Here is a 15762-nt window from a genome sequence, read left to right on the forward strand (position 1 = left end):
GGGCCGGGGCCGGGTCGTGGTCGGTCGGATCAGGGGCGGGGGACCGGATCCGGCATGGAGAAGGGGCGGAACCGGCGCGGCCCGTAGAGGCGCTCCAGCACCTCGTCGAGCTCGCGGAGCAGGGCGAGGCCGTCGCGCGGCCGCCGCTCGGGCGCGGGCAGGGTGCAGCCGCGCGCGAAGGCCCTCAGCCGCCGGGGCAGGCGGCCCGCGGTGACGTACTCCACGCACCGGGTCGCCATGTGGATGTCGGTCTGGGGCAGGGCGGGTCGGCGGGCGGCCACCTCGGGCGGGTACAGGTCCTCGCGGCCGGGCACCGTCGCGGGAACGTGCGGCGCGGTGCGCGGGGCGTGCGCGGTCACCGAGTAGCACCAGTCGACCAGCACCAGGCCGTGCTCCCCGGGATGGACCATCACGTGCTCGGGTACGACCGCGCCGTGCACCACCCCGGCGTGGGCGGCGTTGCCGACCGCGACCAGGAGCCGCCGCCACATCCACGCCGCGTCGCGGGGGTCGACGCCGTCGGGATGGGCGCGGCGCACCTCGTCGAGGGTGTGGAACCCGCGCAGCCGCCCGAGGACGTTGGCGCGCCGTTCCGCGCCGGTCGCGGCGTCGCGGTGCCTGAACGACTCCACCAGGTCGGGGACGAACGCGCGGTAGCGCTCGTGCCCCCGCTCGCGGACACGGCGCAGGGCGGTCGCCTCGGCCTCCATGAGGTCGTTGTCCCGCGGGGAGCGGGGCAGCTTGAGCACCGCCTCGCGCCACTCCGGCGCCCGGTGGCGCAGCGGGTACAGGTCGGCGACGTGTCCTCTGGCCAGCCTCGGGCCGTCGACCCGGTAGACGCGCGTGCGGGTGGCCAGGGTGGGCTCGGTGAGGCCCGGGCCGCCCGCGGCCGTCTCCCGGTACAGGTCCCACAGCTCGGTGAGGCGGGTGAAGGACGCGGCGCCCCTCCCGCGCGGCGCGCTGTCGGGGTGCAGCGCACGGGCGAGCCGGCGGTACCGGTCGGTCGCGGCCGGGGGCACCGAGCCGTCCTCGGGCGGCGGGCCGAACAGTTCGACGGGCCCGGATGCCATGGCGACGTCGCGCTCGGCGTCCTCGAAGGTCGGGGCCCCACCTCGGTGGCCGGTCATCGGGGGGTTCCTCCCGCGGCCGGCTGGGTGCTCCGCAGCAGGGGCGGGTGCAGCAGGGCCGCGCCGCCCGCCCGGTACAGCCGGGCACGCCGCCCGCCTCCCGCGCCGCCGCGCTCGGCGAGCTCCCCGGTGTCCTCCACGAACCCGGGGGTGGCCAGGATCTTGCGGTGGAAGTTGGCGGCGTGCAGAGCCCGTCCCCACACGGCCTGGTAGACCTCGCGCAGCGCGGTGATGGTGAAGGCGGGGGGCAGGAACGCCGTGGCCAGCGCGGTGTACTCCAGCTTGGAGCGGGCGCGCTCGACGGCGTCGGCGAGGATGCGGCCGTGGTCGAAGGCCAGCTCGCGGCCGGCACGGGCGCCGTCGCCGTGGCCCAGTTCGCGCCACGGGACCCAGGCGGCCTCCTCGGTGTCGCGGCCGGTGCGGGGGTCGGGCAGGTCGGGGGCCAGGAGCACGTAGGCGACCGAGAAGACGCGCATGCGCGGGTCCCGGTCCCGGGCGCCGTAGGTGCCCAACTGCTCCAGGTGCAGCTCGGTGGGCAGGAGGGTCTTCTCCGAGAGCACCCGCAGGGCGGCGTCGGGCAGGTCGGGGTCCGCGGGCCCGTCCGGTCCGTCCTGCGCCCGGACGAATCCGCCCGGCAGGGCCCACCAGCCGCGCTGCGGATGGGCGGCGCGCCGTGTCAGCAGCACGTGCGGTTCTCCCGACCGGATCGTGAGGGCGACGACGTCGGCGGTGACCGCGGCCGGCGCGAAGGCGTGCGGGTCGTAGCCGGCGAGGAACCGGCCCTCGCCCTCCTCCTGTCGCGGTTCTTCGGCGGTCACGTGCGCCCCCATGTTGCTCTCATAGTGAGTTTTTCTCGAACTGAGTGCAACCTAGCACGCTCCTCCGGCGCCGTCCACCCCCTTCCCGGGGCCGCGACCGGGTCCGGGCCGTGCGCGCGCCGGGGCCCGAGGCGGATACTGTCCTCAGGGGGCGCCCGGGGTGGAAGGCTTGACCGGGGCCGATGTCCCCGCCCGCACCGGTCGGCGGCCGACCGCGCGCTGACACGCGGGCGGGCCTACGGCGAAGGTCGGTGCCCGCCGCTAGCATGTGGGCGAACGAACGTTCGAGAAGACGAGGGTGAAACGCGTGCGCGTGTTGGGGATCGACCCGGGACTGACCCGGTGCGGCATCGGTGCCGTCGAGGGCGCCATCGGCCGGCCGCTCGCCCTGCTCGGCGCCGACGCCATCCGCACCAGCGCCGACACCGACCTGCCCCAGCGGCTCGTCGGCATCGAACGCGGCATCGAGGAGTGGCTGGACCACTACCGGCCCGACGCCGTCGCGGTCGAGCGCGTCTTCGCCCAGCACAACCTCAGCACCGTCATGGGCACCGCCCAGGCGAGCGGCATCGCCCTGGTCTGCGCCGCCCGCCGCGGCCTGCCCGTGGCCATGCACACGCCCAGCGAGGCCAAGGCCGCCATCACCGGCAACGGCCGCGCCGACAAGGCGCAGGTCGGCACCATGGTGGCGCGTATCCTCGGACTCGACGGACCGCCCAGGCCCGCCGACGCGGCCGACGCCGTCGCCCTGGCCATCTGTCACATCTGGCGCGGCGGGGCCCAGGCCCGCGTCGCCCAGGCCCAGCAGGACTTCGCCCGCAAGGTGGAACTGGCCCGCCGCACCCGCGGCCGGTAGCGCCACGCCCCCAGGAAGGAGAAGGGCACCGTCCCCGGTGCCCACACGAGATGATCGCGTTCCTCACCGGCCGGGTGGCCGCACGCGGCGCGGGCAGCGCCGTGATCGACGTCGGCGGGGTCGGAATGACCGTGCAGTGCACTCCCTCCGCCCTGTCCCGCCTGCACGTGGGCGAGACCGGCACCGTCGCCACCAGCCTCGTCGTCCGCGAGGAGTCCCTGACCCTGTTCGGGTTCGCCGACGACGACGAGAAGCACCTGTTCGAACAGGCGCAGACCGCCTCGGGCGTCGGTCCCCGCCTGGCCCTGGCCATGCTCTCGGTGCACAGTCCCTCCAGCCTGCGCCACGCCGTGTCCACCGAGGACACCGCCGCGCTCACCCGCGTGCCCGGCATCGGCAAGAAGGGCGCCCAGCGCATCGTCCTGGAACTGCGCGGCAAGCTCGACGCGCCCGTACTCACCGACGGCACCCTCCCCGGTGCCGAGGCCGCCGCACCTGAGGGCGGGCCGGGCGACGCCTGGCGCGGCCAGGTCGTGTCCGGCCTGGTCAACCTGGGATGGCCCGCCAAGGACGCCGAGGCCGCGGCCGCCGCCGTGGCCACCGAGGCCGAGAAGACCGACGACGTCGCCGTCCTGCTGCGCAGCGCCCTGCGCAGGCTCAGCCGCGCCTAGGAGGGACGAGGAACTCCCGTGTACGACTCCCACGAGGAACCCCACAGCGGATTCACCGCCGAGGAGGCCCCCGCCTACGAGCGCGGGGCGGTCTCGCCCGACGTCAGCGTGGACGACCACCAGGTCGAGGGCGCGCTGCGCCCCCGCGTCCTGAGCGAGTTCGTCGGCCAGGAACGCGTCAGGGAACAGCTCTCCCTGGTGCTGCACAGCGCCCAGCGGCGCAACCGGGCGCCCGACCACATCCTGATGTCCGGCGGTCCGGGCCTGGGCAAGACCACCCTGGCCATGATCATCGCCTCCGAGATCGGCGCCCCGCTGCGCATCACCTCCGGTCCGGCCATCGAGCGCTCGGGCGACCTGGCCGCGGTGCTCTCCTCCCTCCAGGAGGGCGAGGTGCTCTTCCTGGACGAGATCCACCGGATGGCCCGCCCCGCCGAGGAGATGCTCTACGTCGCCATGGAGGACTTCCGGGTCGACGTCATGGTCGGCAAGGGTCCCGGGGCCACCGCCATCCCGCTGGACATCGCCCCGTTCACCCTGGTCGGGGCCACCACGCGGGCGGGCATGCTGCCCGCCCCCCTGCGCGACCGCTTCGGGTTCACCGCGCACATGGACTTCTACACGCCCGCGGAACTGGAACTGATCCTGTACCGCTCGGCCGGCCTGCTCGGCGCCCCCCTGGACGAGGACGCCGCCCGGGAGATCGCCGGGCGCTCGCGCGGCACGCCCCGGATCGCCAACCGGCTGCTGCGCCGGGTACGCGACTACGCCGAGGTGCGCGGCGACGGCAAGCTGTCGCTGGGCACCGCCCGCGCCGCGCTCGAACTGTACGAGGTGGACCGCCTGGGCCTGGACCGGCTGGACCGGGCCATCCTCGACGTGCTGATGAACCGCTTCCGCGGAGGCCCGGTCGGCCTGTCCACGCTGGCGGTCTCGGTGGGGGAGGAGGCCGAGACCGTGGAGGTCGTCGCCGAACCCTTCCTGGTCCGGTCCGGCTTCCTGGCCCGCACCCCGCGCGGCCGGGTGGCCACCCCGCAGGCCTGGGCGCACATGGGGCTCACGCCTCCGCCGGACGCGGCCTTCGGCGCGGCGGCCGCCAACGGCCAGCCCTCCTCCACGGGCGGCCCCGGGGCCGGAGGCACGTCGGGTCCCTGACCGGGTGTGCTGACACGGGGCGTCGGTCCGGGCACAATGGGTGCTGCGCACGAGAATCCGGGGCCGAACCGTTAACACTCCGATCTCGACCGGTGGGATACCGGTGACCGACGCCACGTAAGCTGGGACGAACCAGCCGATACGGGGCAGTGCTCCGTACGTGTCGTTCGACACCGGCGGAACGAGTCGGCCCTCCAGCACGTTGTACGTGCCGGGTACGGTTCGGGCCGCGACGGTCCGGACCGGCGCGAACAAGGTGGCCGTGGTGGTGTCCGAGCCGACATCCGTCGGCCACACGACGAAACGTCAGGAAGGACGCCCCGTGCAGGGCCTTTACCACCTCGCAGCCGAAGGAGAGCCCACGGGCGGACTCCTCGGTATGCTGTTCCCGTTCCTGCTGATCCTCGTGGTGTTCTGGCTGCTGTTCTGGCGCCCGAACCAGAAGCGCCGTCAGCAGGAGACGAAGATGCAGAGCTCCCTGGTCCCCGGCGTCGAGGTGATGACCAAGGCCGGTATCTTCGCCACCCTCGTCGAGATCCACGAGCAGGACGTCGTGCTGGAGATCGCGCCCGGTACCCGCATCCGCATGCTCAAGGCCGGTATCGGTGAGGTCATCACCCCGGCCGCCAGCGACACTCCGGTGGAGGACCGTCCCGACTTCGGCGACGACGACAACCCCAAGGGCTAGTCCCCTCGCCACCCCGGCCCCGGACGGCGGAGCGGCGCCCGCCCGCGTGCGGCGGACTCCGCCGCGGGCCGCGCACGGCCCGACAGGCTTCGGTACCGACCCCCGCCCGGGGGTCGGTACCGCCGTGTCGGGGCCGGATCCCGCCCGACAGTCCTCACCTCTCCAGCAGAAGGTCCCACCGCACATGTCCGACGACACCGCGACCACGGACGCCGCCCCGGACCTGGAACTCATCCAGGCCCACATCCGCGACGTCCCGGACTTCCCGCACCCCGGCATCCTGTTCAAGGACATCACGCCGCTGCTCAACCACCGGGAGGCCCTCGCCGCCGCCGTGGACGGCCTCGCCGCGCCCTTCCTCGGCGCCGGGGTGGACCACGTGGTCGGCCTGGAGGCACGCGGGTTCATCTTCGGGGCCCCGGTCGCCATGGCGCTGGGCGCCGGTTTCGTTCCCGCGCGCAAAGCGGGGAAACTGCCCGCGAGCACCATCGGTCAGGCCTATGATCTGGAGTACGGCACCGCGACCGTCGAGATCCACGCCGACGCCGTCACCCCGGGCAGCCGTGTGCTGATCGTGGACGACGTCCTCGCCACCGGCGGCACCGGCAAGGCCGCGGTGGACCTGATCCGCAAGGCGGGTGGTACGGTCGTGGGATTCTCCGTCCTGATGGAGCTCTCCTCGCTCCGGGGGCACGAGAAGATGCCCGACGTGGAGCTGCACACCCTCCTTTCGGTCTGACTCCGCCGACCCGCGCCGCGACCGGCGCCCCTCCCGCACGGGAATGCGCGACGGTCCGTCATCGTTGACATACTCCACCACCAGGAGTGACGCTCCTGGTGGCCTGTGTCACACCCGCCGGTCACGGCGGGTGCGGGAAGGCCCGACCGTCTCCCGTACCCGGGGGGACGGTCCCACTAGACTGGTGGGAGAGGTACCGCGGCGGCCACGCCACACTGGCCCTGATGACACGCACGTGCACCGGTGGAGCCGGGCGGCGCCGACGGCGCCCGCGCGACCCGGGCGGATCCGCGGGAGGTAGGCATGCCAAGCGAAGTGGTTTCGACCGGGGCGGTAGCGGCGGACGAGACGCGGCGGAACGCCCCCGGAGAACCGCGGCCGGCCATGCCAGGAGGGCACGCGGACGGCACCGGTGCGCCGGACGCCGCCACAAGACCACAGGAGGACCGCCCGGAGGGCGCCGCGAGTGGAGCGGCGCCCTCCGACGTCTCCGGAGCGGGGGCCACGCGGCAGCCGACCCCCTCCACCACGCCCTCCACGGTGCGAGTACGCAGAAGGCTCGCCCGACTCGGCGCCCAGCGGGGAGTGACGATGAACCCGGTGCTCGAACCACTGATCAAGACAGTGCGCGCCACCCACCCGAAGGTGGACGTGCGGCTGATCGAGCGCGCCTACGAGGTCGCCGCCCACCACCACCGCGACCAGAAGCGCAAGAGCGGCGACCCCTACATCACCCACCCGCTCGCCGTCTCCACGATCCTCGCCGAGCTGGGCATGCAGGAGGCCACCCTGGCCGCCGCCCTGCTGCACGACACCGTCGAGGACACCGAGTACTCCCTGGACGAGCTGCGCGCCGACTTCGGCGACGAGATCGCCGAGCTGGTCGACGGTGTCACCAAACTGGACAAGGTCAAGTACGGCGAGGCCGCCCAGGCCGAGACCGTCCGCAAGATGGTCGTGGCCATGGCCCGCGACATCCGCGTGCTGGTCATCAAGCTGTGCGACCGCCTGCACAACATGCGCACCCTGCGCTACCTGCCATCCCGTGCCAAACGGGAGAAGAAGGCTCGCGAAACCCTGGAGATCTTCGCCCCCCTCGCCCATCGACTGGGCATGAACACCATCAAGTGGGAGTTGGAGGACCTGGCCTTCGCCACCCTCTACCCCAAGCGCTTCGACGAGATCGCCCGCCTGGTGTCCGAGCGCGCCCCGCGCCGCGACGTCTACCTCCAGGAGGTCATCGAGGCGGTCTCGGCCGACCTGCGCGAGTCCAAGCTCAAGGCCACCGTGCGCGGGCGCCCCAAGCACTACTACTCGATCTACCAGAAGATGATCGCCCGCAACTGCGGCTTCGACGAGATCTACGACCTCATCGCCGTGCGGGTCCTGGTGGACAGCGTCCGCGACTGCTACGCGGCCCTGGGGACCATCCACGCGCGGTGGAACCCGGTGCCGGGGCGGTTCAAGGACTACATCGCGATGCCCAAGTTCAACATGTACCAGTCGCTGCACACGACGGTCATAGGGCCCTCGGGCAACCCGGTCGAGTTGCAGATCCGGACCCGGGCGATGCACCGGCGCGCCGAGTACGGCATCGCCGCGCACTGGAAGTACAAGGAGGACCGCACCAGCGGGGGCGTGAGCAAACCCAGGGGCGGCTCCGACATGCAGTGGCTGCGCCAGCTCATCGACTGGCAGCAGGAGACCAAGGACCCGGGCGAGTTCCTGGAGTCGCTGCGCTTCGACCTGTCGGTGCAGGAGGTGTTCGTCTTCACCCCGGGCGGCGACGTCATCTCCCTGCCGCAGGGCGCCACCGCCGTCGACTTCGCGTACGCGGTGCACACCGAGGTCGGCCACCGCACCGTGGGCGCCCGTATCAACGGCCGCCTGGTGCCGTTGGAGAACAAGCTGCACAACGGCGAGACGGTGGAGATCCTCACCTCCAAGACGCCCGACGCCGGGCCCAGCCGCGACTGGCTGAACTTCGTCAAGAGCGCCCGCGCCCGCAACAAGATCCGCCACTGGTTCACCAAGGAGCGCCGCGAGGCCGCCATAGAACAGGGCAAGGACGAGATCGCCAAGATCATGCGCAAACAGGAGCTGCCGGTCAAGCGCCTGTTCAGCGGTGAGGCGCTCATCGCCCTGGCCAGGGACCTGCGCTATCCGGACGTGGACTCCCTGTACGCGGCCGTGGGCGAGCACCAGGTCAGCGCGCAGCACGTGGTGGGCAAGCTCGTCGAGTCGATGGGCGGGCTGGAGAGCCACACCGAGGACATCGCCGAGTCGGCCCTGCCCACCAAGGCGGCGCTCCGCCAGCACCAGTCCGGCAACCCGGGCGTGGTCGTGGAGGGCGACGCCGACGTGTGGGCGCGCCTGTCCAAGTGCTGTACGCCCGTGCCGGGAGACGAGATCGTCGGTTTCGTGACGCGGGGCAACGGGGTGTCCGTGCACCGCAAGGACTGCGTGAACACCGCGACCCTGGACACCGAGCGCATGGTGAAGGTGGACTGGTCGCCCACCGAGGACTCCATGTTCCTGGTGGCGCTGCACGTGGAGGCCCTGGACCGGTCCCGGCTGCTGTCGGACATCACCCGGGTGCTGTCGGACCAGCACGTCAACATCCTGTCCGCGACCGTCCAGACCAGTCGCGACCGGGTGGCGCAGAGCCGCTTCACCTTCGAGATGGCCGACCCCGCCCACCTGGGCAGCGTGCTGCGCGCGGTCCGGGGCGTGGACGGCGTCTACGACGTCTACCGCGTCCGCAACTGAGGACCCCGGGCGCACGGAGCGCCCGGGGCACTGCGGACCCTCCGCTCAGATGCGGATCGTGGTGGAGCGCACGATCTCGAAGACCGGGTGGCGCTCGGCCTCGGCGACGAACGCCTCGTCCGGGGCGTCCGGCGGCGTCTCGAAGTACAGCCCCACCACGGCGGCCCGCGGATGGTCCAGGTACTCCTTCAACAGCGGGGCGGCCTCCTCGGCGCCCAGTTCGCGCACGCTGACCAGTTCGATCCAGCCTCCCTGGCGCAGCGTCGCGAAACCGTCCTTGCGCAGGTTGCGGACCCAGTCGACCTCCCCGTAGGGGGAGACCAGGAACCGGCCGCGGTCACTGTCCAGCACACTGAGCGGGATGGTGCGCAGGAAGCCCGTCTTGCGCCCACGCGTGGTGAGCAGGTGCAACTCGGGCAGGCACACCCCGTACTTGACGAAGCCGCTGACGCAGGCGTTGGCCGTCCGCCGCAGCCGCGTCATCTCGAACCGCTTCGTCGGTTCGTTCCCCATCTCGGCAACTCCCTCGCTCGGATGCTCCCCATTCTGGCGGGTGCGCGCGGCCGACGACACCGGGGAGGGGACGTGTCCGTGCCCCGTCCCGGCGTTCCTACCCCGACCCCCTAGCGGAACGCGGAGATCCCCGTCACGGCCTGGCCGATGCTGAGCGCGTGGATCTCCTCGGTGCCCTCGTAGGTGGCGACCGTCTCCAGGTTCACCATGTGCCGCATCACCGGGTACTCCAGGGTGATGCCGTTGGCGCCGTGCACCGAGCGCGCGGCGGCCGCCACCCGCTGGGCGGCGGCCACGCACGAGAACTTGCCGAAGCTCACGTGGTTGTGGTGGCAGTTCCCCTCGTCCTTCAGCCGGCCGATCCGCAGCGCCGTCATGCCGGCGTGGTTGACGTCCACCACCATGTCGGCGAGCTTGCGCTGGGTGAGCTGGAACCCGGCGATGGGTCGGCCGAACTGCTCGCGGCTCAGCGCGTACTCCAGCGCCGCCTCGTAGCAGGCGCGGGCGGCGCCGGCCGCGCCCCACACGATGCCGTAGCGGGCCTCGTTCAGGCACGACAGCGGCGATCCCAGCCCCCGGGACAGGGGCAGCAGCGCGTCGGCGGGCAGCCGCACGTCCTCCAGCACCAGTTCGGCGGTGACGGACGCGCGCAGCGACAGCTTCTTGTGGATGACGTTGGCCGAGAACCCGGGGGTCCCCGTGGGTACCACGAACCCGCGGACCCCCTCGTCGGTGGTGGCCCAGACCACCGCCACGTCGGCCACCGAGCCGTTGGTGATCCACATCTTGGTGCCGTTGAGCACCCAGTCCGACCCGTCCCTGCGGGCACGGGTGCGCATGGACCCCGGGTCGGAGCCGGAGTCGGGCTCGGTCAGGCCGAAGCAGCCGATCGCCTCGCCCGCGGCCATCCTCGGCAGCCACTCGTTCTTCTGCTCCTCGGAGCCGAACTTGTGGACGGCCGCCATCGCCAGCGAACCCTGCACCGACACGAAGCTGCGCAGGCCCGAGTCGACCGCCTCCAGTTCGCGGCAGGCCAGGCCGTAGGCGACCGCGCTGGACCCGCCGCAGCCGTACCCCTCCAGGTGCATGCCCAGCACGCCGAGGTCGCCGAAGGCCTTGGCCAGCCCGCGCGGGTCGGGCAGGGTGCCCGCGTCGAACCAGTCGGCCACGTTCGGCAGCAGTTCCCGCTCGGCGAAGCCGCGCACGGCGTCGCGGACGTCCCGCTCGGTGTCGGACAGGTCGGCGTCCACGGCCAGGAAGTCGTGCGGGTCCGGGGCCGCGGGTTTGCGGTGGTCGCTCATGGTGGTGTCCCTTCGTGGTGCGTCCGGCCCGTGCGGCCGGAGGGGAGGCGGGTGCGGGGTCCTCGTGTTCGTGCTGTCGGTCGGTCCTGGCGTGCGGCCCCGTACGGGCGGTCCCGGTTCAGGGAAGGTCGGGCTGCTGGACGGCGCCGCGCCCGACCATCCCGTCCACGGTCGCATCGTCCACGCCCAGTTCGGCGAGGACCTGCCGGGAGTGCTGGCCCAGCAGCGGCGGAGCGGTGAGCGGCGGCGGGCTGTTCTCCAGCCGAAACCCCGCGCGGACCTGTTCGACCAGCCCGGCGGTGGGATGCTCCACGGTGCGCAGGACGTCGTCGCCGCTGGCGTCGGCGGTGCGCAGCGCGTCCAGCACCCCGCGCACCCGCCCCACCGGCACCCCGGCCTCCACCAGGACCTCCATCCAGTGGTCGGCGGACCGGGCGCGCAGGGTCGCCGACAGCTCCGCGACCAGCTCCTCCCGGTGCGCCACCCGCCCGGGGTTGGTGGCGTAGCGGGGGTCCCCGCCCAGGTCGGGGCGGTCCAGGGCCGCGCACAGCCGCTGGTACAGGGCGTCGTTCCCGGCGGCGACGACGATCTCCGCGTCCGCCGTGGGAAAGGTCTGGTAGGGCACGATCGTGGTGTGCGCGTTGCCGACCCGGGCGGGCTCCGCACCCGTCACCAGCGCCTGCTGGGTGAGGTTGACCAGGCCGGACAGGGTGGAGTTGATCAGCGACACGCTGACGTTCTCGCCCCTGCCGGTCACACGGGCCCGCATGAGCGCGCCGAGGACGCCCACGGCCGCGTTCAGTCCCGTGAGCACGTCGGTCAGGGCCACACCCACCTTGCTCGCCGGCCCCTCGGCCGGCCCGGTGGTGGCCATCAGGCCGCTCTCGGCCTGCACCACGATGTCGAAACCGGGGCGCGTGCCCGGGTCGTGCTCGGGCCCGAACCCGCTCACCGAGCAGTACACGACGGCCGGGTTTCGGGCGCTGACCGCCTCGTAGCCGAGCCCGAGCCGGTCGATCACCCCCGGCCGGAAGTTCTGGATCACCACGTCGGAGGCCGCGCACAGCTCCTGTACGGCGGCCAGGCCCTCGGGGTCCTTCAGGTCCACGGCCAGGCTGCGCTTGTTGCGGTTCACCGACAGGAAGTAGGCGGCCTCGCCGGGAGAGGACTCCGAGGCCCCGGCCCAGGGCGGCCCCCAGGAGCGGGTGTCGTCACCGCGCCCGGGCTGTTCCACCTTGACGACCTCGGCGCCCATGTCCGCGAGCAGCATGGTGGCGTACGGGCCCGCCAGGACCCGGGACAGGTCGGCGACGCGCACCCCCGCCAGCGGCAGCGGGGCGGGGGAGCCGGACTCGGAACGGGTGTCGGTCACGGGGTGCTCACTCCTCGCCGTCGGGGCCGCCGGGCAGTTGGTCGCCCTCCCGCAGCTGGCCGTAGGTCTCCAGGCACCGGCGCAGGGCGGTGGTCAGCGCGGCACCGGACTGGCCCGCGTACCGGGTCTGTACCCGCCGCACGAGCTCGGCGATGTCCTCGGTCACCGAGGAGCCCTCGACCAGGGCGCGGAAGAAGTCCTTGGCCAGGTCGGTGAGCAGGGTGGTGTCCGCGGCGACGATACGGCCGTCCGCGGTGTCCACGGCGAGGACGACGCCGAGGCGCTGGTACTGGGAGTGGCTCGCCACGGAGTCGGGAAGACGGGCGTAGCCGGAGACCAGGACGACCCTGGGATTACGGAAGACCTGCTGAATACGGTCGTTGCCCTGCAACATGCACACCTCTCGCTCGCGGGCACGCGAAAACTCCAACGCTCTGGAGTCTCGCGCCTGGAGGGCGGCCGGGGAGAACCGGACACCCGCGGCGTGAGGGCAGGCAGGGACAAGTATGTCCCCAACGCGTTCGCGGCTGTCAAGCGGGGCGGTGGTTCGGGCCACACGCGGCTCGCACTGTCCGCCGGGGGACGGCTGTGTTAATCTGCGTCGCAGGTCACGAGTGCCAGCGTCAAGCCCCGGCTTGCTGGCCGGCAACCCTCCTTCCGCGGTGGGGTGCCCCGGGTGAGGACCAGGTCCCGACACGTCCGTGTCGGACAAGCGCGGACCCCGAGGCGTCGCCGTGACGGCACCCCCGCGGGTCCCACGACCCGTAGGCGAGGTGCCCCATGACCACTGTCAGCTCCATCCACACCGCCCGTTCCGCCCGTTCGGCGCGTTCGTCCGGCACCGACCGGTGCACGGTCCTCGCCTCCGAGGAGGGCGTCCCCCTGGTCACCGGCGAGCGCGTCGAGTACGCCAACTTCGACTACGCGGCCAGTGCCCCCTGCCTGACCCCGGTGGCCGAGGCCCTGGCCGAGGCGCTGCCCCGCTACGCCAGTGTGCACCGCGGGGCGGGCCACCACTCCCAGGTCAGCACCGAAGCCTACGAACGCGCGCGCCGCAGCGTGGCCCGCTTCCTGGGCGTGCGCTCCCGGCCCGCGGACGCCGTGGTGTTCGTGCGCGGGACCACCGACGCCCTCAACCTGCTGGCCCGCGCGGTGCCCGAGGGCTGCACGGTGGTCGTGTTCGAGTCCGAGCACCATGCCGGCCTGCTGCCCTGGGAGCACCCCGCCTCCCGCGCCGGACGCGTGGTGCGCCTGCCGCTGCCCGCCACCCCCGGTGCCGCGGTGGAGGCCGCCCGCACCGCGCTGCGCGGGGCGCCCGAGGGGCCCCGGCTGCTGTGCGTGACCGCCGCCTCCAATGTCACGGGTGAGATCTGGCCGGTCGGGGAACTGGTGGAGGCGGCGCACGCCGAGGGTGCGCGCGTGGCCGTGGACGCCGCCCAGTACGTGCCCCACCTGCCCTTCAGCCTGGCGGAGACCGGCGCGGACTACGTCGCCCTGTCCGCCCACAAGCTCTACGCGCCCTTCGGCTCCGGCGTGCTGGCCGGGCGCGCCGACTGGCTGCGCGAGGCCACCCCCTACCTGTCCGGGGGCGGCGCCACCCGGCTGGTCACCGAGCACGACGTGGTGTGGAACGACCTGCCCGCGCGGCACGAGGCGGGAAGCCCCAACGTGCTGGGCGCCGTGGCGCTGGCCGCGGCCTGTGACACCCTCACCCCCCGGACACAGGGATCGCTGCACATCCGCGAGTCGGCTCTGCTGGAGCGGCTGCGTGCGGGACTGGCCGGGATCGACGGCGTCACCGAGCTGACCCTGTGGGGGGACGAGCACCCCCGGGTGGGCATCGTGTCGTTCACCGTGGACGGCCTGCCCGCCGACCTGCTGGCCGCCGCGCTGTCCGCCGAGTACGGGATCGGGGTGCGCGACGGGCTGTTCTGCGCGCACCCGCTCACCCGCCACCTGCTGCCCGAGGGGCACGGCCAGGCGGTGCGGGCGAGCCTGGGCGTGGGCACCACCCGGGAGCACGTGGACCGGCTCGTCGGCGCGGTCGCCGACCTGGTCGCCCGTGGTCCGCGCTGGGAGTACGCCGACTGCGACGGCCGCCTGGCCCCGGTACCCGATCCCGACAGGGCGTTCTGACAAGCTGTTGCGATCCGGGGGAGGGACCCACCCCGCCGGGCCCCCTGCGGCGGGGCGGGTCCCCTTCGGCGGGGCGCCGCGCCAGGAGGCTCCACTCCCCCCACTCCCGGGGCGGATGCCGCCCGCGCGGGCGCACGGATGCCTGCCGGGCCCGGGCAGGAGGCCGTGGCCTGCCCGCCCGCGGGTCGACGAGAACTCCCTTACGTCACAGGACTCCACAAACGGCGAAATGGGGCACATAACACCCATGCATGTGCCGAGGATCACTTTCCCAGGCGGTACCATCGGGCCCTGACGGCATGGCGCAACGCTGTCCGGGCCCGACCGGCCCTCCCCGTGGCGCGTCCTGCCTCCCGCGAGCGAACCGGCTGGGGGAGCGTGATCGTGACCAACGTCCGAGGACCCAAGACAGGTCCGCTCAGGGCCGTGTTCCGTGGGCGCGAGCCCGTCCCGGTCCCCGGCCGACGGCCACGTGTGGTGGGCCTCGACCCGCGCGGGGGCGAGCCGCCCGCCCTCCCGCACACCCGCCCGCACCAGGCCTTCCTGGGGCGGGTGATCGACTACCTGTGCGCCGACGCGGGCGTGCGCCAGTTCGTCGACTGGGGATGCCCCGTGCCCGGTACCGCCGAACGCGTCCACACCGCCAGCCCCGGTGCCTCGGTGGTCCACGTCGCCCCGTCCGGCGCGGCGGGCATGCTCTCCGGAGCGGGCACCTCGGTGCTCTCCGCGGACGGTTCCGGATCCGACACGCTCCTGCGCCGCCTCAGCACCTCCGGGCTCGTCGACTTCGACGAGCCCGTCGCCGTTCTGATGACCCGGTCCCTTCCCGCCGACGGCCCGCCCGTCGGGATCGGGGACCTGCACGCCCTCATGCGCGGCGGCGGCTACCTCGCGCTCGCCTCCCCGGAGCCGCGGCCGGTGGTCGAGCGGGCGCTCTCCCCCTTCCAGCCGATCGAGCCGGGGGTCGCCGACATCGAGTGGTGGCCCTACCCTGACGAGGACGTGTCCGGCCAGGGCACCGGAATCCTGGCGGGACTCGGCCGACGGGCACCCGAGCGGGGAGGGGAAACGCACCGATGGCGGTGAACTGGACCGGCGAGGTTCTGGCACAGCTCCAGTTCTACTGGGAGTACTCCCTGTGGCCCAGGCTGGAGGGGCTCACCGACGAGGAGCTCCTCTGGAAGCCGGTGCCCGACGCCTGGACCGTCCGCGAGGTGCGGGAGGGCTGGCACCAGCCCGACGTGGCCGTCCCCGAACCGGACCCGCCGCCGGTGACCACCATCGCCTGGCGGCTCGGGCACATCGTCGTGGACGTGCTGGAGACCCGCATCAACTGGCACTTCGGCGACCGAACCGCCACGAGCCGGGGCATCGACTGGCCCGTGACCGCCACCGACGCCAGGCAGCGGCTGCGCCACGCCTACGAGACCTGGTCCGAGCACATCCAGGCGCTGGACGAGGACGGCCTGGCCGCTCCCGTGGGCGGCGCCGAGTCATCCCAGTGGGACGACCTCCCGATGGTCGCGCTGGTGCTCCACCTCAACCGGGAGATCATCCACCACGGCGCCGAGATCGCGGTGCTGCGCGACCTGTACCGCGCCGGGTACGGACGCTGAA

15 protein-coding genes and 1 riboswitch are annotated in these 15762 nt (G+C 73.1%); of the genes, 9 read left to right on the forward strand and 6 right to left on the reverse strand.

The window, feature by feature from the left end; genetic code table 11:
• Positions 1-29 precede the first annotated feature (29 nt).
• Together NOSIN_RS04145 and NOSIN_RS04150 are read right to left on the reverse strand one after the other, a co-directional pair.
• Complete coding sequence (locus tag NOSIN_RS04145; protein WP_077689460.1) at positions 30-1127, reverse strand: J domain-containing protein; 1098 nt, start codon at positions 1125-1127, stop codon at positions 30-32.
• The gene (locus NOSIN_RS04150) at positions 1124-1945 is read right to left on the reverse strand and encodes an NUDIX hydrolase (protein ID WP_236743292.1); all 822 of its coding nucleotides are present in this window, start codon (positions 1943-1945) and stop codon (positions 1124-1126) included. The genes NOSIN_RS04145 and NOSIN_RS04150 overlap by 4 nt, the downstream gene beginning before the upstream one ends.
• 307 nt (positions 1946-2252) lie before the next feature.
• Between NOSIN_RS04150 and ruvC the strand changes: the two genes are divergently transcribed.
• The 6 genes from ruvC to NOSIN_RS04180 all read left to right on the forward strand — a co-directional run bounded on the left by ruvC (position 2253) and on the right by NOSIN_RS04180 (position 8823).
• Complete coding sequence (ruvC, locus tag NOSIN_RS04155; RefSeq protein WP_077689462.1) at positions 2253-2801, forward strand: crossover junction endodeoxyribonuclease RuvC; 549 nt, start codon at positions 2253-2255, stop codon at positions 2799-2801.
• 50 nt (positions 2802-2851) lie between these two features.
• Positions 2852-3472 carry a Holliday junction branch migration protein RuvA gene (gene ruvA, locus NOSIN_RS04160; protein ID WP_077689463.1) on the forward strand — a complete coding sequence of 207 codons (621 nt, stop codon included), beginning with the start codon at positions 2852-2854 and terminating at the stop codon, positions 3470-3472.
• Between the two features lie 18 nt (positions 3473-3490).
• Positions 3491-4627, forward strand: a complete 1137-nt coding sequence (gene ruvB / locus NOSIN_RS04165) for a Holliday junction branch migration DNA helicase RuvB (protein WP_077689464.1) — start codon at positions 3491-3493, stop codon at positions 4625-4627.
• A gap of 322 nt (positions 4628-4949) precedes the next feature.
• Positions 4950-5315, forward strand: coding sequence for a preprotein translocase subunit YajC (gene yajC, locus NOSIN_RS04170; RefSeq protein WP_077689465.1), 366 nt, complete (start codon positions 4950-4952; stop codon positions 5313-5315).
• A 184-nt stretch (positions 5316-5499) separates the two neighbouring features.
• Positions 5500-6054 carry an adenine phosphoribosyltransferase gene (locus NOSIN_RS04175; protein WP_077689466.1) on the forward strand — a complete coding sequence of 185 codons (555 nt, stop codon included), beginning with the start codon at positions 5500-5502 and terminating at the stop codon, positions 6052-6054.
• A 591-nt stretch (positions 6055-6645) separates the two neighbouring features.
• The gene (locus tag NOSIN_RS04180) at positions 6646-8823 is read left to right on the forward strand and encodes a RelA/SpoT family protein (RefSeq protein ID WP_077689467.1); all 2178 of its coding nucleotides are present in this window, start codon (positions 6646-6648) and stop codon (positions 8821-8823) included.
• 45 nt (positions 8824-8868) lie between these two features.
• Here NOSIN_RS04180 and NOSIN_RS04185 read toward each other — a convergent pair whose 3' ends face one another.
• The 4 genes from NOSIN_RS04185 to NOSIN_RS04200 all read right to left on the reverse strand — a co-directional run bounded on the left by NOSIN_RS04185 (position 8869) and on the right by NOSIN_RS04200 (position 12400).
• Positions 8869-9336 (reverse strand): nitroreductase/quinone reductase family protein, encoded by a 468-nt coding sequence (locus NOSIN_RS04185; RefSeq protein ID WP_077689468.1) that lies wholly within the window; start codon positions 9334-9336, stop codon positions 8869-8871.
• A 110-nt stretch (positions 9337-9446) separates the two neighbouring features.
• Entirely contained in the window at positions 9447-10637 is a 1191-nt protein-coding gene (locus NOSIN_RS04190) for an acyl-CoA dehydrogenase family protein (RefSeq protein ID WP_077689469.1), read from the reverse strand.
• Positions 10638-10755: 118 nt separating this feature from the next.
• Complete coding sequence (locus NOSIN_RS04195) at positions 10756-12009, reverse strand: CaiB/BaiF CoA transferase family protein (RefSeq protein ID WP_077689470.1); 1254 nt, start codon at positions 12007-12009, stop codon at positions 10756-10758.
• 7 nt (positions 12010-12016) lie between these two features.
• Positions 12017-12400, reverse strand: a complete 384-nt coding sequence (locus NOSIN_RS04200; RefSeq protein WP_073702780.1) for a DUF3870 domain-containing protein — start codon at positions 12398-12400, stop codon at positions 12017-12019.
• 215 nt (positions 12401-12615) lie between these two features.
• A riboswitch (SAM riboswitch) is annotated at positions 12616-12730 on the forward strand.
• Between the two features lie 59 nt (positions 12731-12789).
• Here NOSIN_RS04200 and NOSIN_RS04205 point away from each other — a divergent pair.
• The 3 genes from NOSIN_RS04205 to NOSIN_RS04215 all read left to right on the forward strand — a co-directional run bounded on the left by NOSIN_RS04205 (position 12790) and on the right by NOSIN_RS04215 (position 15761).
• Complete coding sequence (locus tag NOSIN_RS04205; protein ID WP_077689471.1) at positions 12790-14145, forward strand: aminotransferase class V-fold PLP-dependent enzyme; 1356 nt, start codon at positions 12790-12792, stop codon at positions 14143-14145.
• Positions 14146-14529: 384 nt separating this feature from the next.
• Complete coding sequence (locus tag NOSIN_RS04210) at positions 14530-15231, forward strand: SAM-dependent methyltransferase (protein WP_236743293.1); 702 nt, start codon at positions 14530-14532, stop codon at positions 15229-15231.
• Complete coding sequence (locus tag NOSIN_RS04215; RefSeq protein WP_077689473.1) at positions 15222-15761, forward strand: DinB family protein; 540 nt, start codon at positions 15222-15224, stop codon at positions 15759-15761. Before NOSIN_RS04210 ends, NOSIN_RS04215 begins: the two co-directional genes overlap by 10 nt.
• Position 15762 lies beyond the last annotated feature (1 nt).

Origin of the sequence: Nocardiopsis sinuspersici (assembly GCF_001998325.1) — a bacterium.
Classification (GTDB): Bacteria; Actinomycetota; Actinomycetes; order Streptosporangiales; family Streptosporangiaceae; genus Nocardiopsis; species Nocardiopsis sinuspersici.